The 24,497-nt window shown below is 74.3% G+C and carries 23 protein-coding genes; 9 read left to right on the forward strand and 14 right to left on the reverse strand.

Annotation, left to right across the window (positions count from 1 at the left end; translation table 11 throughout):
- Positions 1-98: 98 nt before the first annotated feature.
- The 3 genes from ACW14Y_RS00240 to ACW14Y_RS00250 are packed head-to-tail and all read left to right on the forward strand — an operon-like array spanning position 99 to position 2,935.
- Positions 99-1,271, forward strand: coding sequence for a mandelate racemase/muconate lactonizing enzyme family protein (locus ACW14Y_RS00240; protein WP_380443380.1), 1,173 nt, complete (start codon positions 99-101; stop codon positions 1,269-1,271).
- Positions 1,272-1,274: 3 nt separating this feature from the next.
- Positions 1,275-2,216, forward strand: coding sequence for a dihydrodipicolinate synthase family protein (locus ACW14Y_RS00245; protein ID WP_380299928.1), 942 nt, complete (start codon positions 1,275-1,277; stop codon positions 2,214-2,216).
- Positions 2,213-2,935: an SDR family NAD(P)-dependent oxidoreductase gene (locus ACW14Y_RS00250; RefSeq protein ID WP_380443384.1), complete on the forward strand. Its 723-nt coding sequence runs from the start codon at positions 2,213-2,215 to the stop codon at positions 2,933-2,935. The genes ACW14Y_RS00245 and ACW14Y_RS00250 overlap by 4 nt, the downstream gene beginning before the upstream one ends.
- A 196-nt stretch (positions 2,936-3,131) precedes the next feature.
- Here the strand turns inward: ACW14Y_RS00250 and ACW14Y_RS00255 are convergent, their stop codons facing one another.
- The 11 genes from ACW14Y_RS00255 to ACW14Y_RS00305 form a co-directional block, all read right to left on the reverse strand.
- Complete coding sequence (locus ACW14Y_RS00255) at positions 3,132-4,013, reverse strand: SMP-30/gluconolactonase/LRE family protein (protein WP_456985420.1); 882 nt, start codon at positions 4,011-4,013, stop codon at positions 3,132-3,134.
- A complete protein-coding gene (locus ACW14Y_RS00260; RefSeq protein WP_380395446.1) occupies positions 4,010-4,837 on the reverse strand; it encodes an IclR family transcriptional regulator in 828 nt (275 codons plus the stop codon). Before ACW14Y_RS00260 ends, ACW14Y_RS00255 begins: the two co-directional genes overlap by 4 nt.
- Before the next feature lie 194 nt (positions 4,838-5,031).
- Complete coding sequence (locus ACW14Y_RS00265) at positions 5,032-6,342, reverse strand: ABC transporter substrate-binding protein (protein ID WP_456985421.1); 1,311 nt, start codon at positions 6,340-6,342, stop codon at positions 5,032-5,034.
- Between the two features lie 114 nt (positions 6,343-6,456).
- Entirely contained in the window at positions 6,457-7,335 is an 879-nt protein-coding gene (locus ACW14Y_RS00270) for a carbohydrate ABC transporter permease (protein WP_380299933.1), read from the reverse strand.
- A complete protein-coding gene (locus ACW14Y_RS00275; protein WP_456985422.1) occupies positions 7,335-8,273 on the reverse strand; it encodes a carbohydrate ABC transporter permease in 939 nt (312 codons plus the stop codon). Before ACW14Y_RS00275 ends, ACW14Y_RS00270 begins: the two co-directional genes overlap by 1 nt.
- A gap of 142 nt (positions 8,274-8,415) precedes the next feature.
- Complete coding sequence (locus ACW14Y_RS00280) at positions 8,416-9,945, reverse strand: glycoside hydrolase family 16 protein (protein WP_456985423.1); 1,530 nt, start codon at positions 9,943-9,945, stop codon at positions 8,416-8,418.
- Between the two features lie 221 nt (positions 9,946-10,166).
- Positions 10,167-13,058, reverse strand: a complete 2,892-nt coding sequence (locus tag ACW14Y_RS00285) for a helix-turn-helix transcriptional regulator (protein ID WP_456985424.1) — start codon at positions 13,056-13,058, stop codon at positions 10,167-10,169.
- 125 nt (positions 13,059-13,183) lie between these two features.
- On the reverse strand, positions 13,184-13,708 hold the full coding sequence (locus tag ACW14Y_RS00290) for an ATP-binding protein (protein WP_456985425.1): 525 nt from the start codon (positions 13,706-13,708) through the stop codon (positions 13,184-13,186).
- Between the two features lie 149 nt (positions 13,709-13,857).
- Complete coding sequence (locus tag ACW14Y_RS00295; protein WP_456985426.1) at positions 13,858-14,553, reverse strand: response regulator transcription factor; 696 nt, start codon at positions 14,551-14,553, stop codon at positions 13,858-13,860.
- The gene (locus tag ACW14Y_RS00300; RefSeq protein WP_380394599.1) at positions 14,550-15,734 is read right to left on the reverse strand and encodes a sensor histidine kinase; all 1,185 of its coding nucleotides are present in this window, start codon (positions 15,732-15,734) and stop codon (positions 14,550-14,552) included. Before ACW14Y_RS00300 ends, ACW14Y_RS00295 begins: the two co-directional genes overlap by 4 nt.
- 155 nt (positions 15,735-15,889) lie before the next feature.
- Positions 15,890-16,630 carry a hypothetical protein gene (locus ACW14Y_RS00305; RefSeq protein ID WP_456985427.1) on the reverse strand — a complete coding sequence of 247 codons (741 nt, stop codon included), beginning with the start codon at positions 16,628-16,630 and terminating at the stop codon, positions 15,890-15,892.
- Positions 16,631-16,852: 222 nt separating this feature from the next.
- Here ACW14Y_RS00305 and ACW14Y_RS00310 point away from each other — a divergent pair, with 222 nt between their 5' ends.
- The 4 genes from ACW14Y_RS00310 to ACW14Y_RS00325 all read left to right on the forward strand — a co-directional run bounded on the left by ACW14Y_RS00310 (position 16,853) and on the right by ACW14Y_RS00325 (position 19,328).
- The gene (locus tag ACW14Y_RS00310) at positions 16,853-17,383 is read left to right on the forward strand and encodes a hypothetical protein (RefSeq protein WP_380299941.1); all 531 of its coding nucleotides are present in this window, start codon (positions 16,853-16,855) and stop codon (positions 17,381-17,383) included.
- Positions 17,384-17,425: 42 nt separating this feature from the next.
- Positions 17,426-17,659, forward strand: coding sequence for a hypothetical protein (locus ACW14Y_RS00315; RefSeq protein WP_456985428.1), 234 nt, complete (start codon positions 17,426-17,428; stop codon positions 17,657-17,659).
- Between the two features lie 134 nt (positions 17,660-17,793).
- Positions 17,794-18,396: a hypothetical protein gene (locus tag ACW14Y_RS00320; RefSeq protein WP_456985429.1), complete on the forward strand. Its 603-nt coding sequence runs from the start codon at positions 17,794-17,796 to the stop codon at positions 18,394-18,396.
- Between the two features lie 395 nt (positions 18,397-18,791).
- Complete coding sequence (locus tag ACW14Y_RS00325; protein ID WP_456985430.1) at positions 18,792-19,328, forward strand: DUF2716 domain-containing protein; 537 nt, start codon at positions 18,792-18,794, stop codon at positions 19,326-19,328.
- A 45-nt stretch (positions 19,329-19,373) separates the two neighbouring features.
- Here ACW14Y_RS00325 and ACW14Y_RS00330 read toward each other — a convergent pair whose 3' ends face one another.
- From ACW14Y_RS00330 to ACW14Y_RS00340, 3 genes are all read right to left on the reverse strand, one after another.
- Entirely contained in the window at positions 19,374-19,760 is a 387-nt protein-coding gene (locus ACW14Y_RS00330) for an ATP-binding protein (RefSeq protein WP_456985431.1), read from the reverse strand.
- A 415-nt stretch (positions 19,761-20,175) separates the two neighbouring features.
- A complete protein-coding gene (locus ACW14Y_RS00335) occupies positions 20,176-20,457 on the reverse strand; it encodes a hypothetical protein (RefSeq protein ID WP_380299946.1) in 282 nt (93 codons plus the stop codon).
- 128 nt (positions 20,458-20,585) lie between these two features.
- Positions 20,586-20,921, reverse strand: coding sequence for a hypothetical protein (locus ACW14Y_RS00340; RefSeq protein WP_456985432.1), 336 nt, complete (start codon positions 20,919-20,921; stop codon positions 20,586-20,588).
- Between the two features lie 500 nt (positions 20,922-21,421).
- On the opposite strand from ACW14Y_RS00340, the gene ACW14Y_RS00345 reads away from it, so the two are divergent.
- Both ACW14Y_RS00345 and ACW14Y_RS00350 read left to right on the forward strand, forming a co-directional pair.
- Positions 21,422-21,973, forward strand: coding sequence for a YciI family protein (locus ACW14Y_RS00345; protein ID WP_456985433.1), 552 nt, complete (start codon positions 21,422-21,424; stop codon positions 21,971-21,973).
- Positions 21,974-23,518: 1,545 nt separating this feature from the next.
- On the forward strand, positions 23,519-24,268 hold the full coding sequence (locus ACW14Y_RS00350; protein ID WP_456985434.1) for a hypothetical protein: 750 nt from the start codon (positions 23,519-23,521) through the stop codon (positions 24,266-24,268).
- Positions 24,269-24,497 lie beyond the last annotated feature (229 nt).

The following is a 24,497-nucleotide window of genomic DNA, read 5'->3' on the forward strand; positions in this document are numbered from 1 at the left end:
TGGTCAGGGGGTTTCTCCCAACCCGACGAATGTGGATACTACTTTCAACATACGCACATGAACAGTCATGATGTGGATGCCGAACCTATGGAGCCTTCTTGCGCATCATCGATGTGAAGACCTTCGTCCTCAAGCAGCCCACCGGGCCGTCCGGCCCCGCGTACGGCGGCGAAAGCCGGGCCGACGCCGAACGGCCGGACCCGGGGTACTTCACCCGCCCGCCGTGGCGCAGTCTCTACTCGGCCCGGATGGAGACCCTGCTGGTCCGCCTCACCACCGACGACGGCCACCAGGGGTGGGGCGAGGCACTCGCCCCCGTCGCCCCCGAGGTGGTCGGGGCGATCGTCGACCGGATGCTCGGACCCTGGCTCGCCGGCCGCGACCCGCGGGCCGTCCGGCCCCTGTGGGACGCGATGCGCGATCTGATGCGCGAGCGCGGCCATCTGACCGGCCATCAGGCCGATGCCATGGCCGCCCTCGACATCGCGCTCTGGGACCTGCTCGGCCGCATCACCGGCCTGCCCGTCGCCCAGCTGCTCGGCGGCGCCTACCGCACCGAGATCCCCGCGTACGTCTCCGGGCTCGCCGAACCCACCGACGAGCTGCGCGCCGCACTCGCCGCCCGGCTGGCCGCCGAAGGGGCCACCACCGTCAAGCTGGCGGCGGGCCACGGCGTCGAGGCCGACCTGGCCACCTACGACGCGGTCGCCGCCGCCGCGCCCGGCGTCCGGATCGCCCTGGACGCGCACTGGGTCTACTCGCTGGCCGACGCGCTCCGGCTCGGCCGCGAGCTCGACCGCCGCGGCGCGCTGTTCTTCGAGGCCCCGATCGCCCCCGAGGACATCGAGGGCCACCGCGAGCTGGCCGCCCGGATCGCCACCCCCGTCGCCGTCGGCGAGTGCCTGCGCAACCGCTACGAGTTCCGCGACTGGATCACCCGCCGCGCGCTGCGCGTCGCCCAGCCCGACGTGGCCCGCACCGGCCTCACCGAGGCCGCCGCCGTCGCCGCGATCGCCGACGCCCACCACGTCCCGGTCGCCCACCACCACTCGGTGGGCCTCGGCGTCTCGCTCGCCGCGGGGCTGCACGCCTCGGCCGCGGCCGCCGACTGCCCGTTCTTCGAGTACCAGCCCGGCCCGCTGCCCTACGCCCAGCGCATCCTGCGCACCCCGATCACCGCCGGCCCGGCCGGTTTCGTGCTGCCCGAGGGCCCCGGCCTGGGCATCGAGATCGACACCGAGACCGTCGAACGCCTCGCCGAGGAGAGCTGACCCGTGTCCCCCACCCACACCCCCACCGGTCTCGTGCCCATCCTCGCCACGCCGTTCGACGACACCGGCGCGCTCGACCTGCCCTCACTGCGTTCCCTGGTCGAGTTCCAGCTGGCGGCGGGCGCGGACGGGCTGGCCGTGTTCGGGATGGCCAGTGAAGGCTTCGCACTCACCACCGCCGAGCGCCGCACCGTGCTGTTCGAGGTGCGCTCCGTCGCCGGTCCGCACGTCCCGCTGATCGCCGGCGTCAACGGCACCGGCACCGCCGTGGCGGTCGAACAGGCCCGACTGGCCGCGGACGGCGGCGCCGACCAGCTGATGGTCCTGCCGCCCTTCCTCGTCAAGCCGAACCCCCGGCAGGTGATCGACTTCTACGCGGCCGTCGCCGCCGCCACCGACGCCTCGGTGATGGTGCAGGACGCGCCCGGCGTCACCGGCGTCACCATCGACGCCGCCGCGATCGCCGTGCTGGCCACCGTCCCCGGCATCACCTCGGTCAAGGTGGAGGCCCCGCCCACACCGGTCAAGATGGCCGCCGTCGCGGCCGCCGCCCGTCCTGGCTTCGCGGTCCTGGGCGGCCTGAACGCGGCCGCGCTGTGCGAGGAGTACGACAACGGCAGCGTCGGCACCATGCCCGCCTGCGAGTTCACCGACCTGCTGCGGCCCGTGCTCGACGACCTGGCCGCCGGACGGCAGCAGCCCGCCCGGGCCGCGTTCACCCGGCTGCTGCCGCTGATCCACCTCGGTATGCGGCCCGGGCAGGCGTGGGCGGTGCACAAGGAGGTGCTGCGCCGGCGCGGGGTGATCGCCTCCGCGGCCGTCCGGCTGCCGGCCCAGGAGCTGGACCCGCTGACCGCCCGGGCCCTGGACGCGGTCCTCGCCGACCTGGAGCCGGTGCCGCCCGCCGGCCTGCTGCCCTCCGCGCGGCGCGGGGGCCTCCGATGAGCCGGGCCGTCCTGCTGATCGGCTCCTCCTCCCCCATCGGGCGGGCGATCGCGGAGGCGTTCGCCCGCGGCGGCGACCGGGTGGTCGGCGTCAGCGTCGAGCCGGACCCCAATCCGGCGCTCGCCGACACCCTGGTCCTGGACGCGGGGACCCCCGAGGGCGCCGACCGGGCGGTCGAGCACACCACCGCCCTTCTCGGCGGCCTGGACGTGCTGGTGCTCGCGGCGGCCGTGATGGCCCCCGGCCGGGCGCACGAGATCGGGCCCGAACAGTGGCGGGCCGCTCTCGACAACACCCTGGACACCGCCTTCTTCCCGGCCGCCGCCGCACTGCGGGTGCTGCCGGCCGGCGGGGCGATCGTCGCGGTCGGCTCGGTCAACGCGACGCTGGCCGCGCCCTGGCTGCCCGGGTACGCGGCCGCCAAGGCCGGCGTCGAGGGCCTGGTGCGCCAACTGGCCCTGGACTACGGGCCGCGCGGGGTACGGGTCAGCGCGGTGGCGCCCGGGACGATCGGCAACGAGCAGGTGCCGCAGGTCGCCGACGGCTACCCGCTGGGCCGGGTGGGGCGCCCCGAGGAGGTCGCCGAGGCCGTGCGGTTCCTGGCCGGGGCCACCTTCGTGACCGGCGTCGTCCTCCCGGTCGACGGCGGCCTGTCGATCGCCTCCCCGGCGGCGTTCCTCCGCCCCGATCTGCGGGAGCGCCTGTACGACGGGGCCTGAGCCGCAACGACGCCGGTGCCCTGCGGTCCCCTCCGAGACGGGAGGTGCCGCAGGGCACCGGCGTACCCGGCCCGCGCGCGGCGGCGACGAGGACGCAGCCCGGCCGGCCGACGGTGGGACCGAGCGGCCGCGGTGCACCGGAGCACGCCGCGCGGACGCGGCGGACGCCACCGGCCGACGGAAGGACGCGGCGGCGTCAGCCGACGGCGGGAAGAGCGGCCCGGCGCGCGGCGGGGCCGCTGACGCCGACGTCCACGGTGTAGGTCCAGCCGGAGGCGTCCTCGCCCTCGACGGTCGCCGTGGTGACCACCAGCTGCCGGCCGACGAAGGCGCAGGCCGTCGGCCGGGAGCAGGGCATCCCCACCCGGCCGAGCTCACCGCCGTCCGGGGCGAGCCGGACCACGGCGGCGCCGTCCCACAGCGCCACCCACAGGCAGCCCTCGTCGTCGACCGCGAGCCCGTCCGGCACCCCCTGCGGCACGGGCAGCGGCTCACCGTGCGGCCGGGGGACGCCGTCGCCGTCCAGGCGCAGCCGGTGGATCAGCCGAAGCCCGGTGTCGACGACATAGGCCAGCGATCCGTCGGGGCTCCAGCCGATGCCGTTGGCGGCGAGCATGCCGTCGAGCAGGACGGCCGGGGGCCGGTCGGGGGCGAGCAGGTGGAGCCGCGCGACGGGTTCCAGCGGGCGGCGGTGGCCGATCGAGCCGACCCACAGCCGGCCGAGCGGGTCGACGGCGCCGTCGTTGAGCCGGGCCCGGCCCGGGTCGGGCTCCGGCCGGGCGGCGACGGCGGCCCGCTCCGGTGCGGTGCCGGGCCGCCAGCGGAGGACGGCGCCGTCGAGAGCGAGCAGCCAGTCCTCCCCCGCACCGGCCCGGACGGCGCAGCCGAGCTCGCCCCCGAAGTCGGCGAGCGGGGTGGGCGCGGTCAGCGGTTCGGGGGCGTCCGGGCGGGCCTCGGCCAGCCAGAGCCTCCCCGCCACCAGGTCGACCCAGCTGAGGGTGCCGGTGGCGGTGTCGAACCGGGGTGCTTCGCCGAGGCGCGTGCGGGGCAGCGCGGTGCGGACCGGGCCGCCGCTCACCTGCCGGGCTCCGCCGCCAGCGGTGTCTGGCGCGGCTGCGGCGCCCGGATCGCGGAGAAGCCGAGGCCGACGGAGAGCTCGTCGGCGGCCTCGATCACGGTGAGCGCCCAGTCCTGCTGACGGTTCGGCAGGTCGAGTTCGGAGAGCGGGCCGCTGATCGAGAGCGCGGCGACCACATTGCCTCCCCGGCCGCGGATGGGGGCGGCGACGCAGGCCCGGCCGAAGGCCAGTTCCTCGACCTCGGTGGCGCAGCCGCGGCTGCGGACCTCGGCGAGGGCGGCCTCCATGGCGGCCGGGTCGGTGAGGGTGTGCGGGGTGTAGGCGTCGGCGCGGCCCTCGGCGTAGTAGGCGCGGACGTAGGCCGGGTCGAGGTCGGCGAGGACGGCCTTGCCCATCCCGGTGGCGTGCAGGGGGGCCGTGCGGCCGGCCATGGTGAAGTTCTTGGGCGCCCGCGCGCCTTCGAAGTTGCACAGGTAGGAGAGCTGGTCGTCGCGGAACTCGGCCAGGTTGACGCCCAGTCCGGTGCTCTGGGCGAGGTTCTGGACGATCTGACGGGCCGTCCGGAACAGCGGGGAGCTGTTGAGGGCCACCGAGCCCAGGGTGACCGCGGTCGGGCCGAGGCGGTAGAGCCCGGTGCGGGGGTCCTGCAGCACGAATCCAAGGCGGTCGAGCGAGGCGACCATCCGGGAGACGGTGGACTGGCCCAGCCCGGTGCGGGCGCACAGTTCGGAGATGCGCAGTTCGCTGTCCTCGTCGGAGAAGCAGAGCAGCAGCGACATGGCGCGTTCGACGGCCTGGGTGCCGGCCCCGGATTCGGCGGTCATGGTCCTCCTCGGTCGGGCGCGGCACTGCACGCTCGCGCCATCGGTCATCCACAGCTTGCAATACGCTTGCATATCATGAGCGCCGCACTTGCGCCATTGTGGACCTCCGGGCCCACCGACGGCTGCCCCGCCGCCCGGTCGGGCGGCGGGGCAGCTGGACGCGGCAGCGGGCGGCTCGGCGCCGCGGGGGCGGGTCAGGCGTTCTGGGCGAGGATGTCCTCGACCTTCTTGCGCAGCGCGTTCAGGCCGCTCTGCACCTGGGACTGGCCCGCCATGATCGCCGCCACCCCGTCGCCGATCGCGGTGTCGATCTGGGCGTAGGAGGCGAGCCGGTCCCAGGCGGCCGCCCGGGCGTGGTCGGCGACCTCGGTGCGGAAGCCGTTCTGGAAGGTGTCCTGGGCGAGACCCGGCACCTGGGCCGCGACCTTGGCGTCCGCGGGCGCGAGGGCCGACTGCTGGTACAGCGCGGTGGCGGCGGACAGGTCCCCGGCGACATAGGCGATGAAGTCCTTGCTGGTGCGCTCGCCCTTGCCCGCGCTGCAGAACAGTCCGCTGCCCCAGAACCGGTTGCAGGACGGCGCGCCCTTGGCCCGGGGCCGCTCCAGCGGGCGGATCGCCGCGACCAGCTCGGCGCTGCCGCCGTTGGTGGTGACGAACTTCCGGGCCAGCGGGGCGTCGTCGTAGACCACGGCCTGGCCCCGGCCGAACAGGATCCGGGCGTCGCCCCGGGCCACCCCGGACTTGGTCAGCCCGGCGTCCTGGAGCTGCTTGTACCAGGAGACGGCGGCGACCGACTCGGCGTCGCCGATGGTCACCTCCAGGCTGTCGGTGACCACCGGGCTGCCCCAGCCCCACATCCAGTGCACGGCGTCCTTGAGGTCGGGGTTCTTGGTGACGGCCGCGTACGGGACGAGCTTGCCGTCCTGCTTGCGGATCCGCTCCAGGGCGGCCGCGAAGTCCTCCACGCTCAGCCCCGACCGCAGGCCCACCTCGTCGGCGATCCGCCCGTCGCAGACCATGCCGATGCCGGAGGCGTTCACCGGCAGGTAGTAGAGCTTCCCGTCGACCCGCAGCGAGTCGACGGTCCGGGTCGGCAGACTCATCCCGGCCGCCAGGTCGGAGACGTCGGCGAGGATGCCGGTGGGCACCAGCACCTGCCAGGGGCCGGCCTGGCCGACACCGGCGAAGTCGCCGGATCTCGCGGCCAGCGCCAGCTGGGTGGACGCCTGGTCGTACGGGTAGATCACCGGCTTGACGGTCCGGCCGCTCCGCTTCTGCCAGCCGTCCACGGCGGTCTGCCAGGCCGCCTTCTGGGACTCCTCGCCGAGGACGTTGTTGTAGAAGTTGATGGTGCCGATCTCGGTGGCGCCACCGGACCGGTCCGTGGCCGGGGCGGGGGTCGAGCAGCCGGTCAGGCCGGCGGCGCCCAGCGCGCCGAGTGCGCCGATTCCGGCGAGCAGACCGCGGCGGGACAGGGGTCGGTGGGTGTCGGGGGTGCGGGACATCGCTGCTCCTGGGGAGGGGTGACGGCGGGACGGGCAGTGCGGGCGGTAGGGGCGGTGACGGGACGCGGCCGGGCGGGCGGTGGGGGCGGTGACGGGACGCGGTCGGGCGGGCGGTCAGCCCTTGACCGCTCCCGCGGCGAGGCCGGAGACGAAGTGGCGCTGCAGGACCACGAAGACGAGCGCCAGCGGGAGCGAGGTCACCACCGAGGAGGCCATCAGCGCGGGCCAGTCGGCCGCGCCTTCGTGGATGAAGGCGGTGGTCAGGCCGACCGGGAGGGTCTGCTTGTCCGGGCCGGCCAGGGTGAGGGCGAACAGCAGGTCGCTCCAGGCCCGCATGAAGGCGAACATTCCTGCGGTGACCAGGCCCGGGGTGATCAGCGGGAGGACGATCCGGAACAGGATCGCGAGGTTCGACAGGCCGTCGACCCGGCCGGCCTCGATCAGCTCGCCCGGCAGGCCGTCGATGATGCCCTTCAGCAGGAACGCGGAGAGCGGCAGCGTGAAGGTGGTGAAGGCCAGTACCACGGCGGTGTAGGTGTGCAGCAGCCCGGCCGAGCTGAACATCAGGTACAGGGTGACCAGCAGCAGGGCGCCGGGCAGCAGTTGGCCGAGCAGGAACATCACCATGATCGCGCTGCGGCCGCGGTAGCGGAACTTGGAGAGCGAGTACGCCATCAGGCCCGAGACCAGGACCGACAGCAGCGCGGTGGCGGTGGAGACCACCACCGAGTTGCCGAAGGCGTGCAGCAGCGCCGGGTCGTCGAAGAAGGCGCGGAAGTTCTCCAGGGTCGGGTGCAGCGGGAACAGCGGGCGGTCGGCGGCGAAGACGTCCGAACGGTGCATGAACGCCGTCGCGAACAGCCAGTAGACGGGCAGCAGGCCGAACAGGCCGAGCAAGGTGAGGGCGACCCGGCCCCACGGGCCGAGGGCGGGGGTGGCGATGCCCTCCCCGACGTGGCGCGAGGGGCGGCGGCCGGCGGCGGTCAGGGCCATCAGCGGGACTCCAGCTTCTTGTCCAGCAGGAAGTAGCCCGCGCACACCGCGGACAGGGCGACCAGCCACAGCACGCCCATGGCGGCGGCCCGGCCGAGCGAGAACTCGGTGAAGGCGTAGCGGTAGAGGCTCACGGCCAGGGTCATGGTCGAGGTCCCGGGGCCTCCGCCGGTCATCACGAAGATCATGTCGAAGGACCCGAAGTTGTAGATGAATTCGAGCATCGCGACCAGGGCGAGCGGCCCGGCCAGGTGGGGCAGCGAGACGTGCCGGAAGCGCTGGGCCCGGCCGGCGCCGTCCAGGGCGGCGGCCTCCAGCTGCTCGCGCGGCAGGGACTGCAGGGCGGCCAGCGCGACCACCATCACCCAGGGGAAGGAGTTCCAGGTCTTGGCGACCACCACGGCGGCCATCGCGGTGGCCGGGCGGCCGAGGAAGTCGACCTCGGGCAGGCCCGCCGCGGAGAGCAGGTGGTCGAGGACGCCGTAGCTGTCGTTGAAGATCCAGGCCCACAGGAAGGACACCACCACTCCGGGCAGCAGCCAGGGCAGCATCAGCGCGCCGCGCAGCAGGCCGCGGCCGCGCATGCGGGAGTTGAGCAGGACGGCGAGGGCGAGGCCGACGGAGAGCGGGAAGACCGTGGCCAGGCCGGAGAAGACCAGGGTGGTGCCGAGCCGGTCCACGAAGTCGGGCCAGACGGCGGCGTAGTTGTCGAGGCCGGCGAAGCGCCGCTCGGGACGGATCAGGGACTGCTCGTAGAAGCTCGTCGCCACGCCGGCGAACAGCGGGTAGACGGCGACCACCAGGAACAGCGTCAGCGCGGGCGCGGCCAGCATGAATCCGAAGGTGCGGTCCCGGGCGGCGGCCGACCGCAGCCGGCCCGGGGTGGCGACGGTGCGGGCCGCGGTGCGGACCGGCGGGGGTTCGGTCGTTATCGCCATATTGACTCCTCATAGTGTGACGACACGTCACCGTAGCTCAGAAGACACATCCAGTAAATAGATGTCTGTTGCACTATATGCATGGGATCGCCGCCGGGGGTGCAGCGGGTCGGGGTCGTCGCACCCCCGGCGGCGGCCGCGGTCAGCCCAGGGCGGTGACCGTCAGGCCGGAGACGGTGAAGGGCTGCTGGTAGCCCTTCACGCCGATCCGCCCGGTGCCGAACACGAAGTCGTCCTCGGCCAGCTTCCGCACGCCGTCGACGTAGCCGGTCAGGGTGTTGTCCACGACCGTCAGCCGCAGCCGGTGGACCTCCCCGGCGGCCAGCGACGCCGGCGCGGTGGCCAGCACGGTGGAGACCCCGGCCACCTTGCGCACCAGCGCCACCTGCTGCTTGGCGGGTTGCAGTTGCAGGTAGTAGTAGTTCTGGTCGTCCTTGGCCCGGGCCATCAGACCGGCGCCCTGGCCGTCGCCGTCGAGGGTCACGTCGGCCTCGACGGCGACGTTGGTCCAGTCCGGCGCGAACGGGAGGGTGTTGGGCAGCGGCGGATCCGTGACGGGCTGGCCCAGCAGGGCGATCGCGTCGCCCTGCGCCGAGGGGTGGCGCAGTCCGCCGCCGGCCGGGACGGTCGACCAGACGGACCCGGGCTTCTTCCACCAGCGGGACCCGCCGTCCGCGAAGTCCTCCCCGACGGTGGTGAACGCGGGCGGCAGCGGCGTCGGGTCGTCGACCGGCGGGACCTGCCCGCCGGGGGCGTAGTAGGCGACCCGGTTCACCTGGTAGGTGCCGAAGGTGGTTCCGACCGGCACGTCGGCCCCGATGTAGGCGGCGGTGGTCAGCACCGCCGAGATCCAGATCGACATCGGGGAGTTGTAGGCGGCGGCCGGGTAGCTGGCCGTACCCGGCATCGGGTCCCGGACCGGGTTGGGCACGGTGCCGACCGGCTTGCCGTCGAGCACGTAGGTCAGCGAGGTGGGGGTGTAGTGGAGGCCGTAGCGGTGCTCCTCGTTCCACAGCGGCGTGCCGTCCGCCTTCTTCCACGGGAACCGGGGCTTGAACTCGGTGTTCTTGATGTCGTTGCCGGAGGTGTTGTTGTTCCAGGTGATGACACCGCCGTCGAGCTTGGTGGTGGCGGGCACCGTCCCGTGCGGGGCCACCGACTGGACCTCGAACACGTCGAGTTCGCTGAACGGCCGGTCGTACACCGGACGGCCCTCGGCGCCGTCCCACATCTGGGTCCAGAACGCGGGGTGCCAGCCCGGGGTCAGCGACGGGAGGGTCGCGGTGATCTCGTAGTACCCGTAGCCGAAGCGCTGCCTGGAGGAGATGCCGCCGCCGCGGAAGCCGTCCTTGCCGGCGGACGCGCTGACCCGCCGCATGTCGATGCGCAGCTTGCCGCCGCTCACCGAGACGTTGGAGTCGTTCGACCAGGAGGTCTGGCGGACGTTCCACTTCTCGGGGTCGAGCGCGGTGCCGTCGAAGTCGTCCGCGAACACCTCCGACAGGCAGGGCAGCGGGTAGCTCACGCCGGTCGGGTCGGCCGGCGCGGTGCACGGCGCACCGGCCTCCGCGCTCGCCGGGCCGGTGACCGACAGGACACCGAGGGCGGTGACGAGGCAGAGGGACACGGCGAGCGAGCGGCGACGCGGGCTGGTGGTCTGGCCAGCAGTCATGGGGGACCGCCTTTCGAGCTGATGGGTGGTGGGACATATGGTGGTCAGCTCATCCACTTTTAGCAATAGCCATTCATCATTTGGTTCACTCATCCATATGCGGGCACGGCTGGCTCGGCCATGGTGCCCGGTGCCACCGATCCAAGGCCCGGACATGCCGAAGGACCACCCCGCTCCTGGCGGCGGCGGCAAAGATCAGGGGGTCGGGTAAGGGGTCGCGCTCAGTCGCGCAGAGCGTCCGCGAGCTGCGCGCGGGCGGAGATGCCGAGCTTGCGGTAGATCCGCGACAGATGGACCTCGACCGTCTTCGGCGTGATGAACAGCTGCTGCGCGACCACCCGGTTGGTGGCCCCGGCGGCCGCCAGCTCGGCCACCCTCAGCTCACTGGGGGTCAGCGCCCCAGGCCCGGACAGCGCCGACCTCCGAGGACGCGCTCCGGCCGCGCGCAGCGCCGCGCGCACCCGCTCCGCGAGCGGCCGGGCGCCGCACCGGTCGGCGGTGTCCAGCGCCGACCGCAGCACCGAACGGGCCTCCGCGCCCAGTCCGGCCGCCTGCAGGGCGGTGCCGAGGTCCGCCTGCGCCGCCGCCCGCTCCAGCAGCGCCGTCGAACCCGACAGCACGGCCACCGACTCCCGCAGCAGCTCCAGCGCGCCGTTCCGCTCGGGCGCGAGCGCCGCCAGCGCCCGCAGCGCCCGCCCGACCGGCGCGGGCGCCCCCCACCCGCGGGCCAGCTCCAACTCCTCCGCCACCAGCTCCCGGGCCTGTTCCGTCCGGCCCTCCGCGTGCAGCGCCAAGGCCGCCGGCACCCGCCACTGGACCACCGCCGGATTGAGCACACCGAGTTCCCCGGCGGCCCGCCCGACCTCCAGGGCGTCCCGCGCCACCAGCGCCGGGGCGTCACCGCGAGCCAGCCGCAACCGGGCCCGCGGCCCGCCCAGCAGGTGCGCCGGACCCTCGCCCCGCAGCACCCGCCCGGCCTCGTCGAGCTCCCCGCGCAGCAGCAGCGTGTCGCCCAGCGCGGCCCGCACCACGGGGCCGAGCACGGTGGTGCGCAGCCCCGCCCGCTCGTAGATCCGGGCCGCGTCCAGACCCTCCCTGGCATCGCTCTCGGCCTCGGCCAACTGCCCGGCCTGCAACCGGCCGCGGGCCCGTACGGTGCTGACCGAGGCCAGGATCCGCAGTGAGCCGCGCCGCCGGGCGTCCGCCATCAGGGCGTCCAGCCGGGGCATCGCGCCCGGGTCCTCCGCGAGCAGCAGCACAGCGAGCGCGAGCGCCAGCGCGGTGACGGTGTGCTCGGAGGTCTCCAGCAGCCCTCCGGACAGCGCCCGGCGGGCGCGCTCCGCCGCGTCCGGGCGGCCGGTCATCGCGTCCTGGTAGGCGATCGCGCAGTCCAGCATCCGGGCCCCGGGTCCCTCGCGTTCCGCCAGCCGCCGCAGCGCCGGCATCCGCTCCGGCAGTTCGCCCCGGCCCGCGCGGGAGGCGAAGGCGGTGAAGAGCATGGTGGCGGCGAGCCGGCACCGCAGGTCCTGCGCCGGGACCCCGCCGTCCTCCCGCTCCAGCGCCGCCACCGCCTCCTCCAGGTCGGCCATGGCCTGCCCGGTCGGCTGGACGTAGGTCGCCGCCTCACCCAGCAGCGCGGCGATCCTGGCCCGCTCCACCGGCCCCGAGGCCGTCCGCAGCGCCGTGCGCAGGTGCCCGGCCGCGCCGGCGATGTCCTCCGTGATGGCCGATTCCGCCAGCTCCAGCAGCAGCGGCACCCGCTCCGCCGCGGGCGGCGGCTCCTCCAGGGCCCGGTGCAGGAAGACCGCCGCCTCGGCGGGTGCGCCCACGGCCGTGGAGCGGTCGGCCGCCCGGCGCAGCAGTTCCACGGTGTGCGGATCGCCGGTGGGAGCGGCGTGCAGCAGGTGCGCGGCGATCCGGGCCGGGTCGCCGGTGCGTGCCTCGACGAGCCGGGCCGCCCGCCGGTGCAGGCGGGCCCGCTCGGCGGCGGGGACGGCGGTGTACACCGCGGCCCGGATCAGGGGGTGGACGTAGCGCACCCGGCGCGGTCCCCGTCCGTCGCCGCCGTCGTCGCCGGCCCGGACCTCGCCGTCCCGGACCGTACCGGGGTAGCCGATCTCCTCCAGGCAGCGCAGAGCGGTGTCCGGATCGATGCCGGCCAGGGCCGCGACGTCGGCCAGCGGCGCGTCGTCCCCGAGCACCGCCAGGGCGGCGGCGAACCGCTGCGCCCGGGGCCCGAGCCTGTTGCGCCGCCGCTCGACCAGCCGGGCGACCGCGTGCGGCCCGAGGTCCACCACGTAGCCGGCGTGTGCCGCGTCCGTCGGCAGGTCCTGCTCGCGGACGGCGCGGGCCAGCTCGCGCAGCAGCAGCGGGTTGCCCGCGGTGGCGTCGTGGCAGGCCCGGACGAACGCCGGATCGACCTCGCCGCGGGCCAGCGACCGGGCCAGGAACCGGCCGGCGGCCACCCGCCCGAGCGGGCGCGGACGCAGCACCGTGAACGCCGGATCGGTGGCGACCTGGTTGAGCAGCGGCCCGCTGTCGCCGGTCTCGTCGCTGCGCGCGGCGGCCACCAGGGCGACCGGCAGCTCGGCCAGCCGGGGCAGCAGGAAAGCCAGCCAGCGCAACGACGGCGGGTCGCACCAGTGCAGGTCGTCGACGGCGAGCAGCAGCGGGGCGTCCTCGGCCGCGTTGACGGCGAGCCACAGCAGGCTGTTCAGCGCGGCGAAGTCGCCGATCACCGCGGCGTCCGGACCGGGCTCCAGCACCGCGGCAGCGGTCAGCGCCGGACCGGCCAGCAGAGCGGCCCGCCGCTCGGGGGACGCGCCGGCCAGCAGTGGTTCGAACAGTTGCCGCACGACCCCGAAGGCGAACGCGGTCTCCAGTTCGGTGGCCCGTGCGGTGAGCACCCGGGCACCGGCTGCCCGGCCGCGCTCGCGGGCGTGGGCCAGCAGCGCGCTCTTGCCGATCCCGGCCACACCCTCCAGCAGGACGGCCGTGCCCTCGCCCCGTGCCGATGCGGCCAGGGCCCAGTCGAGGACGGCCGCCTCGTGGCCGCGTTCGAGCAGGGCCGGGTCGTCCGCAGGGGTCGCTGGGGGGCCGGGTTCGACGCTCACACGCCCATTTTTGCCGTTCGGACCGGAGCGGGCACACCGCGGCCCGTCCGTGCCGTCGCGGACGGACCGGCCCCTTGGCCAGGCCGGCGGACGGCCCGGCGCGGGCACCCCGGCCGGGGACGCGTTCAGTCCGCAGCGAGGCAGGCCCAGCGCACCACGCTCCCGCCGTGCTGCGGACGGGCCCCGTGCGTGAGGGCGACCGACGCCACCAGGAGCAGGCCGCGGCCGTGCTCGTCGGGCGGAAGCACCGCGCCGCCTCCCTCGGCGGCGGGCCCGCCGTCGGTGACCTCCACCCACAGCCGCCGCCGCGGCCGGTCGTGCCGGAGCCGCAGCGCGATCGGCGGAAGCGCGTGGCGCACCGCGTTGGTCACCAGTTCGGACACCACCAGGACGACGGCCTCGACGGCGGCCGGCCCCACTCCCCACGAGTCCAGCGACGCACGCGCCGCCTGCCGGGCCGGGCCCAGGGCATCGGGCCGGTGCTCGACCGCCCAGTGCTCCCCCGCGCCCGGCGACGCGGGGCCGGTGGAGTCGGGGAGGTCGGGGCAGTCGGTGGAGTCGGGGAGGTCGGTGAGGTCGGTGAAGTCGGTGAGGTCGGTGAAGTCGGGCAGAAGGTCTGGTGCATGGGCGGGCACGGGCACGGCGATCACATCCCGGAGGTGCAGGTACGTCCTCTGCCTCCAGTTGTGCCATCCCGGGCCGGCCCCGGCGTCAGGGGTGCCCCCCTACGAACCCCCACGATTCACCACCCTGCGGGCGGCGGCCGCTCCGGGCGGCGGCGGGTCAGGACGCCGGCGGGTCAGGACGCCGGACCGGCCACCCCGTGGCGCCGGGCGTAGTTGGCCGCGGCGACCCGGTCCCGGCACCCGGTCTTCGCGAAGATCCGGTTGATGTGCGTCTTGACGGTGTTCCCGCTCAGGAACAGGGCCGCGCCGATCTCCTGGTTGCTCAACCCGTCGGCCACCAGGGCCAGCACCTCCGCCTCCCGCGCGGTCAGCCCGTCCGGCGGCGGCCCCGGTGCGGCCGGGGTGCCGCCCGGCGGTGCGGCACCCGCGCCGGCGAGCAGCGCCCCACGAGCCCGCGGGTCGAGCACGGCCAGCCCGCTGCGCGCCGCGTGCAGCGCGGCGGCGATGTCGGCCCGGTCCGCGTCCTTGGTGAGGTAGGAGCGGGCCCCGGCCCGCAGCGCGGTCAGCACCGAGGCGTCGTCGACGTAGGTGGTCAGGACGACCACCGCGATCGCGGGATGCTCGGCGGCCAGCCGCCGGGTGGCCTCGACCCCGTCCATCCGCGGCATGTGCAGGTCCATCAGCACGGCGTCCGGGTGGTGCCGCTCCGCCTGGACCAGCGCCTCCTCGCCGTCCCCGGCGGTGGCCACCACCTCGATCCCGGGCAGCAGGTCCAGCATGATGGCCAGCCCTTCCCGGATGCTGGCCTGGTCGTCGGCGACGACGATCCGCAGCGCGGCGGGCGGGCCGGAGGCGGGCGGTGTGGTCACCTCGGCACGTCCGCGGTGAGGACCCAGGTGCCGTGCGCGCTGCCGGTGCTCAGCGCTCCGCCCAGCAGCGCCAGCCGCTCCCCGATGCCGGTGAGCCCGTAGCCCCCGTCCACCGTCACGACAGTCGGTCCGGGCGGCGGGGAGCCCGCGCCCGGCGGGCGCAGCGGATTGGCGACGGTCAGCGACACGTGGTGCTCCTGGTAGTCGAGGGTGACGGCGACCGGCTGTCCGGGCGCGTGCTTCGCCGCGTTGACCAGGGCTTCCTGGGCAGTCCGCAACAGGTGGAGGTTCTGCTCGGGAGCGAGCGTCCGGTCCCCCGTGCCGCGGAGCTCGAAGGTCGCGGGCGCTCCGTAGCGGGACCGGTGTTCCGACACGGCAGCTTCCAGGGCGTCGGGGAGCGGGATGTCGCCGCCGCGCAGCGCGTGGACCGCGCGCCGGGTCTCGACCAGTCCGTCGGAGGCCATCCGCCGTGCCCGGTCCAGCACCTCCGCCAGGCGGGGGTCGACCGCCCCCGACGAGTCCGGGGTGGCGAGCGCACGGGCCAGCTGGATCTGGATGCCGAGTGCCCCGAGCGAGTGCGCCAGCACGTCGTGGATCTCCCGGGCGATCCGGGTCCGCTCGTCCAGGACGGCGGTGCGGCGCTGCTCGGCACGCAGTTCCTCCGAGCGTCGCAGCAGCAGGTCCGCCTGCTCGGCCCGGATGCGCTGGGCCCGCCGGTTGTGGCCGGCCAGCAGGGCGACCGCGAGCAGCAGCGGATAGCCGAGGAAAACCCCGTGCCCGGCACCCGACAGCACCGCTCCGACCTGGATCGCGAGCACCCCGAGCCCGGCGACCGTCCAGCCCGCGGCCAACGGGAGGTCACTGCCCGCCGCGATCACCGCAACGGCCGTGAGGCCCACCATGGTGCCCGCTCCCGGCTGGGCGGCTGCCACGCCGGAGACCACCGCCACCGTCCCGATCAGCACCGGGACGGCCGCCCCGGGCGGCCGCGGGGCCCGCGCCACGGGGCGGCGCAGGTCCAGGAACGCCCAGGCCGCCAGGCAGCACCCGCAGAGCAGGTACGCGGACGCGACCGCCGTCCGGCCGGCTCCGCCCGGCAGGCCGGTGGAGCGGACGAAGGTGTCGAGGCCGATCAGCGCGAAGGCGACGCCGCGGACCGCCCAGGAAACGATGCGGAGCACAGCTCCACGATAAGCCGCCCCGTCGTCCCCGAAGAGCCGCCCGGACGGGCTGCCCGGCGGCCCGGAGCGCGGGTCGCGTCCCAGGGCCGGAGCGTGCGCAGGAGCCGGGGCGTGTACGGGAGCCGGGGCGGGCACAGGAGCCGGGGCCGGGGACGTCACCGCTCGCCGCCGCGGGGACGGTCGGCGCGGGAACCGGCGGCTCCGCGCCGTTCCCGCTCTCCCCCGGCCCGCCGTTCCGGCCTGCGCGCCGGGTCCCGGTCCAGCCGTACCCGCCGTCGGCGCTGCCGGCCCACCGCGTCCACGGCCTCCCGGTCGTCGGCCCGCTCCCCCGCCCCGGACGGCCCGGCCCCGGCCCGGCCGCGCAGCGTCGGCACCGACCGGTGGCCGGCCGGGCGCGCGGCATCGGCGCCACCGACGGCCGGCCGGTCCGTGGCCCGGACACGCCCCACCAGGACGGCTGCCTGCCCGAGCCGGTTCGCGCCGAGGAACAGCAGGGCCGTGGCGCCGGAGCCGACCAGATCGGCCCCCAGCGCCGGCCCCGCGTACGACATCGCCGCCCGCAGCCCCGCCAGCACGAGCCACCAGCCGAGCCCGGCGAGCGGCATACGCGTCCACGCGACCCCGGCCCGGTACTCCAGCCGCAGCGCCCGCCCCTGGCAGGCGCCGACCGCCACCGCCGCCGCGGCACCCACCGCGAACAGCAGCACGTCCGCCGGACGTGCCTCGCGCAGCGCCGCGGGCCCACCGAGTCCGGCCCTGGTGAACAGCCCGACGGCGAGCAGGACCAGTGGCGCCGTCACCACCCGGCGCAGGTCCAACGGGCCGCCCTGCCACTGGCGCCTCACCACCACGGCGACGATCGCGATCACGGGCAGCACCCGCACAAGGGTCTCCATCGGCAACGTTCCCAACGGTCGGGGCGGCACCGCGAGGCCGCCGGGGACCAGCCACGCTAGGCATCCGCGCCCGGCCGGGCGTCACCCCGTGCGGTGACGCCCGGGGTGACATCGGGCCACCGGACCTCACCCCGGGACCCACCGCCGAGGGCGACGCCCGCCCCGGCCTCGGCGGGAGAGCGTGGGACCCGTCGCACCGCCGAAGCCACCGAGAGGCATCCCGTGAACCCCACCACCCAGGCCCTGGTCATCAACGCCGCCGTGCTCGTCGCCGTCCTGGAGGCCGACCTCGGCCCGCACCGCAGGATCGGGCCGTTCCGGATCCTGCGCCCCGTGCTCGCGGCCGGGGCCATCGTGCCGCTGTTCGTGAAGAACCCCGCCGTCTCCGGAACGGGTCTCGCCCTGGAGATCGGCGGCGTCGTCGCCGGACTGCTGTGCGGCGCACTGGCCGCCGCGACCCTCCGGATCCACCGGAGCCCGCGCACCGGACGGCCCGTCAGCCGGACCGGCTGGGCGTACGCGGCCGTGTGGACCGGAGTCATCGGGGCCAGGGCCGCGTTCTCCTACGGCTCCACCCACTGGTTCTCCGGACCGCTCGGCACCTGGATGCAGGAACACCGGGTCTCCGGCGACGCCCTCACGGACGCGCTGCTGCTGATGGCCGTAGCCATGATGCTCACCCGCACCGCCGCCCTCGCCCTCGGCTTCTGGAGCGTCCGGACCACCGGCCCCCGGTCCGGCGTCGCCGCCTGACGGGAGCAGCACCGGGGCAGGTCGGGGACGACACCCTCCGGAGTGTCGACCGCCTCCGCGAGGCATCGACCGCACCTGGGCCGCACCGCGCTCCGTCCGCAGGGCCCGTCCGGACGGCACCCCGTCCACGTGGTCCCGGACGACCTGTCCGCCCACAAGAACTGGCACATCGCCGGCGGCCCCGGCGATCACTTTCTCCACCGGATCGACCTCCGGCCCGCCGCCCGCACGCGCGAACTCGACGTCCTCAGGCAGGGACCGAACCCCTGGGCCTGACAGGCCGTCCCGGGCAAGAACCACGAACCCGCGGGCCGATCTGAGTACGGATGCTCAGGAACCGCGCCCGGTCGCGCGCCTACGGTGGCGGAACGATACGCAGCAGGGGGTGCGGTTTGTCGGGCAGGGAGTGGGTGAAGGCGGCTCTGGTCGCGGTGGCGAGTCTCGCTGTCGCGTTCGGGGTGATGGTGGTGCTGGTGGCGGTGGAGTGGTGGTCCCTGACCTCCGAGGAACACTCCTCCAAGCCCGAGCCGGAGGTCGTGCAGTACACGCCGGCGCAGTTCGAGGAGCTCGGCGAGCGGACCGTCCAGGAGACGCTGGGCGAGCTGGGCCTGGTGCTGAGCGACAGTGGCTGCACCGTCGAGCGGCACAGGCCGCGCCCGGACGGCACGGCGAGCAAGCTGGCGACCTTCGACCGGCGGTTCACCGCCCGGACCAGGATCAGCGCCGCCCACCGGCAGGAGATCGAGGACCGCGTCCAGGCCGCGTGGCGCCTGCACGGCTACTGGCTGGACCCGGCCGTCTGGACCCCGAAAGTCCCGGGCCAGGGCCCGGACATTCTCAGCGCCGACACGTCGCAGGGCACCGACGTGCGGGTCGAGCTCTCCCCGGAAACGGACGGGACGCTCACCCTCACCATGTCCGTCAGCGACACCCACGTCGCCTACGCTCCGGAGCACGCCCGCCCGCTCTCGCCCCTGCGGCCGGACACCGAGGATGCCTACTGGTCGCACTGAGGCGAACCGGGAACGGACGGGCCCGTGGACCTTGTGTGAGTTTATCGGGTCATATGGGAGCCGCTGCTTCGGCGTGAACGGGAGCCAGGTGTAAGCCATTCGCGGCGGTGTTGTACTCGGCCCTCGTGGGTGTTCTTCGGTGAGTTCGGGAGCCGTTCCGGCGAGATTGGGAGCCACTGATCGGGTGACCTGACGGGTCCGAGCGGAGTGTCCGTGGGGGGCGGGGCGGTCGCGTCGGTAGCGTGTCCTTGCGGGCCCGGGTCGCCTCCCTGACAAGTCGCGGCCGGGGCCTCACCCTGGATGTGCGGGAGGGCAGGACTCGTGAGGTCCAGCCCTCCGGCTGTGGCAGCAAAATTGGGCAGTGGGATTCGTTCTTCTGAGGTTAGGTTCGTCGGATGACCGATGAACCCCTCAAGCGTCTGGCCAGGGCCGAATACGACGGCATCTGGGACCGTTTCGATGACAAGTTCGAATTCCGCCCCAGCATCCATGCCTTTCCCGGAATCACCGAGACTTCGCCGTCGATCACATGGAGCCTCGACGCGCTGAGCGACGACCCCGGCGATCGAAAGCTCGACCGTCTGGTTGATGTGGTGCAGGAAGGACTCGCTGGTTGCAGCGCCCCGGGGGAGTCGTTGTGGATCTTGGACTGGCAGCACACGTGCTATCGGCTCCGTCCGGATCTGCCGGCGACCGACATGTTCCTGCCCCGAGTTCTTGAAGGGCGCTCGCGCGAGGGCTGGCCGCTCAGCCCGTATCCGGATGGGGACTACTTCATCTTCCTGGCAGAGGACCTGCGTTTTGGCACTTTCGGCCACCCCTGGGAACACTCCCTCTGCGTGTTCGGTGGCGAGCTGCTGGAAGCCATCCAGGACGACCTGCAGCAGCTGCTGCAGGTCGTCCTTCGCCGGGACGGGAAGGCTGCCGGCTGAAGCTCACGCCACTCGCTCCCACGCAGAGAGCCACCCAACAGCGCGTCAGTTCGTGCTGGAGAAGAGGGATTCCTGGGTGGCCTGGTAGCGGTAGGACTCGGTGCCGGTCTGGATCAGCGTGCAGCGGAAGGTAATCCGGTCGGCGATGGCCGCGCAGAGGCGGGCGTCGCCGAAGGCCTTGTCCCACTCGGTGAAGGGCGAGTTCGTGGCGACGGCGGTGGCCTTGCGCTCCTCGCGTTCGGTATCGCGTCGATGAAGCCCTCCACCGGCTCCAGCATGCTCTTGCGCGGCGGCGGGGCCTTGCGCTTCGGCGGCACCGGCGACTCCAACGCCTTCTTCACCGTGTTCCGCGACACCTTGAACCGCGCGGCGAGTTCCCGCCCAGACAGCCCTTGTTCGCGCTGAACCCGGCGGATCCTCTCGAACAGCCACTCACGTGACCTGTGCACCAGCGGTCTCCCTGACCTGGACCGTGATCAACAGGCACAGCGTGACGGCCAAACAGCCCAAGCTCTCACGATTACTCCGAAAGCGGCATGTTCCACACCATCACACCTACTGGCTCCCGAACTCACCGAAGAACCGCCGGCTCCCCAACAGGCCGAATCCGTGGCTCTACTTCACCCCGGTGAAAACACCTTGTGGCACTGGCGTGCACCAACGGGGTGGTGTTCGGGCTACCATCGGACGCTGCGATCGGTCCCTGCGGACCGCGCACCCGAACCCCCCGGTCAGGGCCGGCATCGGAGCTTCCCCGGGTGGCCTCGATCACTCCGGGCGGCGTGCGCCAACGGGGGAACCGCCGATCGGCAGGGTCGGGGCGGGATGGGTCGGTGAGTGCCTGTGGTCAGCCCGCGTCGGTCTCGTCGATCAGGTAGTGGAGCTCGTCGAAGACCTGGAGGACGACGACGACCAGGACGTGGTCGGCGACCATGAACTCGACCACGACGCCGGGGGCCGCGTAGGCCTTGCGCAGGTGCTCGTCGGGGCCGATGGGTGCCGTCGCCGTCTTGTGGTACGGGTCGCGGGCGAGCACGGTGAGGGCGCGCTCCAGGAGGTCCCGCCGCTCGGCGGGCAGGGCATCGATGGTCGCCTTCGCCTCGACGGTGAACTGCACGCGGTACGTCATGCCCGCCACCATAGCCGCAGCGCCGAGCGGACCGGAACGCTCCCCCGAACACAAGCCCGAGGCTTTCAGGGCCGCACCCACCCTGCACCGATCGACGACCGGCCTCGGCCTGGGCGCGGGGGCAGTTGTCAGCCCGGCCCGCCGTACGGGATGTGGTTGCCCGGCTCCAGGACGGGCTCGGCCCGTGCGGCGTGCGAGAGCACCGGTCGCCAGGTGAGCGTGCCGCCCTCGTCGTCGGCGAGGCTCGTCCGCACTCGTGGCGTGAGGCGTATCCGGTAGCGAAGGCCCTCGACCTCGACGGTGCCGCAGTCCCCGTCGTCCGGGTCATGCGGCGCGGCCGAAGCACGGGCGGCATGCCAGCCGGCCTTGGCCGCGAGGTGCATCCACACCTCGACGGCACGCTCACGGCTCGCGAAGTTGCCCACCTTCGCGATGATCCGCGCCGGGTCGGTCCGCTCGTCCAAGGCCGTGTCGCCCCTCCATCTGCTCCGCACCGCCCGTGTGGTACCCGGTGCGGGCTCCTCTTCGAGACGATGTGCGATGCCGACCTCGGCCACCGGAGCATCACCGGCGGCGGGCACGTCCGCCCGGACGACGAGCTGACCCACCATGCCCTTCCGGACCGGCCCGACTGTCGCCGGACCCGCCGGTCGGACACCGCCGGCCCCCGCTTGCCGACCGCCCGGAGGACCTCCGTCGAACTCGGCGCCGCCGGCAGGCCCTGGACCGTCCGGGACACCCACAACCTCGCCGCCTCCTGGGGAAGTTCCGCGTCGGCCGCCTGCTCGACGCAGCCCTCACCCACGAAGCCGACCCACGTCGCCTGTCCCTCGTCCTCGGCGTCGACGAGTGACCGCAATCCACTACGCGAACTCGGCGCGTGTGCGTCCGGGTGAGGCTGCCGGGCGCCCGGCGCAGTGAAACCCATTCGACCGGGTCGCCTCCCTGAAGGGACCATGGGGGCATGGAGTTCCTCTTTTACCACCGTGACCGGCCCGGTTCCCTGCCGCTGCGCGACGAGCTGCTGGAAGAGCATTGGTCCTACATGGACCAGTATGCGAAGGAGATGATCGCCCGGGGCCCGACCCTCACCGACGACGGCGACACGCCCACGGGCAGTGTGCACATCCTCGACCTGCCCGATCCCGCCGCTGCCCGCGCGTTCGCCTTCGAGGAACCGGGCTACCAGGCCGGCGTCTACCGGGACGTGCTGCTGCGGCGGTGGCGCAACATGCTGGGGCGCACCATGTGGGACTTCCCCGGCGGCCGCACCGGGGGCAACCGGTATCTGGTGCTCGGCCTCGGCGAGGGGCAGGTTTCCGACCTCGCCGTGCCGGCCGACCGGGACGAGCTGATCGCCTACGGGCCGCTGCTGTCCGACGACGGCGCCACCTGGCTCGGCACGGCGGTGTTGCTCCGGGCACCGGACCCGGAGACGGCACGCGCCGTCCTGGTTCCGGACCGGTACGCCGACATCGAGGTGCACAACTGGCAGTTCGGCGGGCGGCCGTCATAGTCCGACGACGTCCGGCCGATGTCGGAATGTTGTCCGCGGACAACACTGCGATCGGACGGGGCCCCTGACAGGACGGCGGGCGCCGCAACGTCGACGCCGCAGGTCGGATCCTGGTCCGGGGCCACGGACTGCGGTGTAACGGCCTCACCAGCAGGCTTTCGACACCACCCAACCCGGAAACGCTGGTTGGCGTGTTCTCGGGGTGGGTGTCGTACGACGCGCGCAGAACGGCCTGGGGGATGACGCCGCGGGCGGCGCCCGGGGTGGCGGGCTGCTGGCCTGCGCGTCGCGCAGGGGTCTCCAGAAGGGTGCCGGCCGTGGGTGCCCGGCCCGGGCGGGCGGGTGTCTCGTCCCCCGGCCGGCCCCGGCCCCGGTGGCTTCCTCGTTCTCCCGCTTGCGCATCGGGCTCCGCCCCTCCTGGGACCGTCGGCGACGTCCCGTACTCAACCCGACGGCTGCGGCACGGCAGAAGGCGCTTCGGGGCAGAGCCGGGGCCTTTGCGGCGGTCTCCCGCGGCTCTTCCGTACGGGCGGCACGGCAGCGGGGGAAGGAGGCGGTCGGCGCGGTCGACGAGAGCCACCGGCCCCGGACGGGCCAGGCGCGCGTTCCCGGGCCGGCAGGACCGGTCGGGGCGGTGTGCCGGGCGTGGCCGGGGCGGGGCCGGCGGTCGCCGGGTGCCGCGGCGCCCTGCGCTCGCGACACGGGCCTTCACCGGTGGAGCCCGGCGTGCCGCGCCCGGTCCTGGCACCACGGGTCGTTCGGGGAGAGGAGCAGCGCGGCCACCTGCTCGCCCGGTCGGGACCGGCAGCATCAGCGGAACACCGCCCCACCGCCGGGGGTTCCGCCGCGGGGTGCCGCGGGTCGTAGCGGGCCCAGCCCGGGTCGCCGGTGCGGGCCAAGGCGGTCCAGGCACCGTGGACGCGGGCGGCGAGTCCGGTGGGGACGGGATCGGGGCCGAGCAGGCGGGTGTCGGCATGGAGCCAGGGCCGGTGGGCGTTGTCGAACACGAAGGGCAACTCCACGGTGTGGGCGGCGCCGAGTCGTCCGCCCAGGGCTGTGGAGCGGTAGGCGAACGAGTAGCGGTGGGTGCGGCCGCCGGAGATCCGGGCGTGGGCCGCCGCCAGGCGCGCCGTGCCGGCGCCGAACCCTCCTCGCGCGGGCGAGCGGCGCCCGGCCCCCCTCCCCCGGGAACTGCCCCCGCTGACGCCGTCCAGACCGTGCGGCGGCCGGTTCTCGGCCGGCCGTCACCGACCGGACCGGGGTTGCACCGTTCACCGGACCCGGATGCCCCGGGGCCGGACAAGGACGAGCAGCACCCGGGCCGCGAGGCCTTCGCCACCTGGTGAACTGACGCGGCTGCTCTTCGTAGCAGCGCACAGGACGGCTGCAACCGGCCTGCAGGGACAGCGGTTCGAGGCAGAACCGACCCTCGTGCGACGTGGGCCTTCCCCGATCCCACGGCGAGAATTCCGCATTCCGCGTACGGCACGCCGTGTGGGCCGTACATTCGCCGGTACGGATGGTGACAACGCAACGGGAGTGATCGTGGCAACGTTCGGAACGGACACCAGTGTGGGCGCGACCATCCTCGCGCTGGAGGAGCAACTGCCCGCCACGGAGGAACGGTTGCTCCGGGCGCAGGCCGAACTCGACGCCGCGACGACCGAACGGGACGCCGTCCACCAGGCTCTCGAAGCACTGCGACTGCTGTCCGGTCCCCCGGCTCGCACCGACGAGGACCAGAGGACGCCTGCGACCGAGGCCCCGCCCGTACCGGCCGAGGCCTCGCGGGACACCGAACGGGCCGCCTCCGCTCCGGGGGCACCGGTCCCTGCCGGGCCCCCCGCTGCGGCGAGCGCCGCGAAGAAGAAGACGCCCGCCAGGAAGGCCCCGGCCCGGAAAGCGGCCGAGCCGGAGAAGGCAACACCCGCACGGGCCAAGGCCCGTGGCGCGAAGGCTGGCGGCGGCGCCAGGACGGCAGCGAAGCAGGAACCGGCCGCCCGAACCGGACGGGCGGCGCGCCCGCGCCCGGTCGGTGCCGAGCCCCCGACCGCGGCGCCGGCCGCCGGACGGCGGACGGTGACCGACGCGGACAGCATCCTGGCGGTCCTGTCCGGATCGGCAGAACCGATGCGCGCCCGTGAAGTGAGCGACAAGCTCGGACTGGAACCACTGCAGACGAACGTCAACGCGGTCCGCACCCGGCTGGAACGCCTCGCGAAGGACGGCCGCGCACAGCGCCCCGGACGCGGCCTGTACACAGCGACCGCCCAAGCGACCGGGTCCGGGGCCTGAGCCGAGGGAGCGGGCGCCTGCGGGGCCGGGAGATGTGCCCGCTCCGACAGGCCTGACGGACAGTCTCCTCGGCCCCGGCCGGGACACGACCGTTTCGGCGTACCGCACGTCCGTCAGCACCCGCCCGGCGGGCAGGCGCCTCCGGGACGCCTGCCCGCCGGGCCCGCGGCTCGCGGCTCGCCACGGACGGGGCTGTACCGTCCCCGTGCGTCGACGGTGACCACCTCGT

This window comes from Kitasatospora sp. cg17-2 (assembly GCF_054031055.1).

Coding starts and splice junctions, on each gene's coding strand:
- ACW14Y_RS00250 (WP_380443384.1), top strand. CDS start 2,213: ATGAGCCGGGCCGTCCTGCTGATCGGCTCCTCCTCCCCCATCGGGCGG.
- ACW14Y_RS00260 (WP_380395446.1), bottom strand. CDS start 4,837: ATGACCGCCGAATCCGGGGCCGGCACCCAGGCCGTCGAACGCGCCATG.
- ACW14Y_RS00265 (WP_456985421.1), bottom strand. CDS start 6,342: ATGTCCCGCACCCCCGACACCCACCGACCCCTGTCCCGCCGCGGTCTG.
- ACW14Y_RS00270 (WP_380299933.1), bottom strand. CDS start 7,335: ATGGCCCTGACCGCCGCCGGCCGCCGCCCCTCGCGCCACGTCGGGGAG.
- ACW14Y_RS00275 (WP_456985422.1), bottom strand. CDS start 8,273: ATGGCGATAACGACCGAACCCCCGCCGGTCCGCACCGCGGCCCGCACC.
- ACW14Y_RS00280 (WP_456985423.1), bottom strand. CDS start 9,945: ATGACTGCTGGCCAGACCACCAGCCCGCGTCGCCGCTCGCTCGCCGTG.
- ACW14Y_RS00305 (WP_456985427.1), bottom strand. CDS start 16,630: ATGGAGACCCTTGTGCGGGTGCTGCCCGTGATCGCGATCGTCGCCGTG.
- ACW14Y_RS00325 (WP_456985430.1), top strand. CDS start 18,792: ATGACCGATGAACCCCTCAAGCGTCTGGCCAGGGCCGAATACGACGGC.
- ACW14Y_RS00335 (WP_380299946.1), bottom strand. CDS start 20,457: ATGACGTACCGCGTGCAGTTCACCGTCGAGGCGAAGGCGACCATCGAT.
- ACW14Y_RS00345 (WP_456985433.1), top strand. CDS start 21,422: ATGGAGTTCCTCTTTTACCACCGTGACCGGCCCGGTTCCCTGCCGCTG.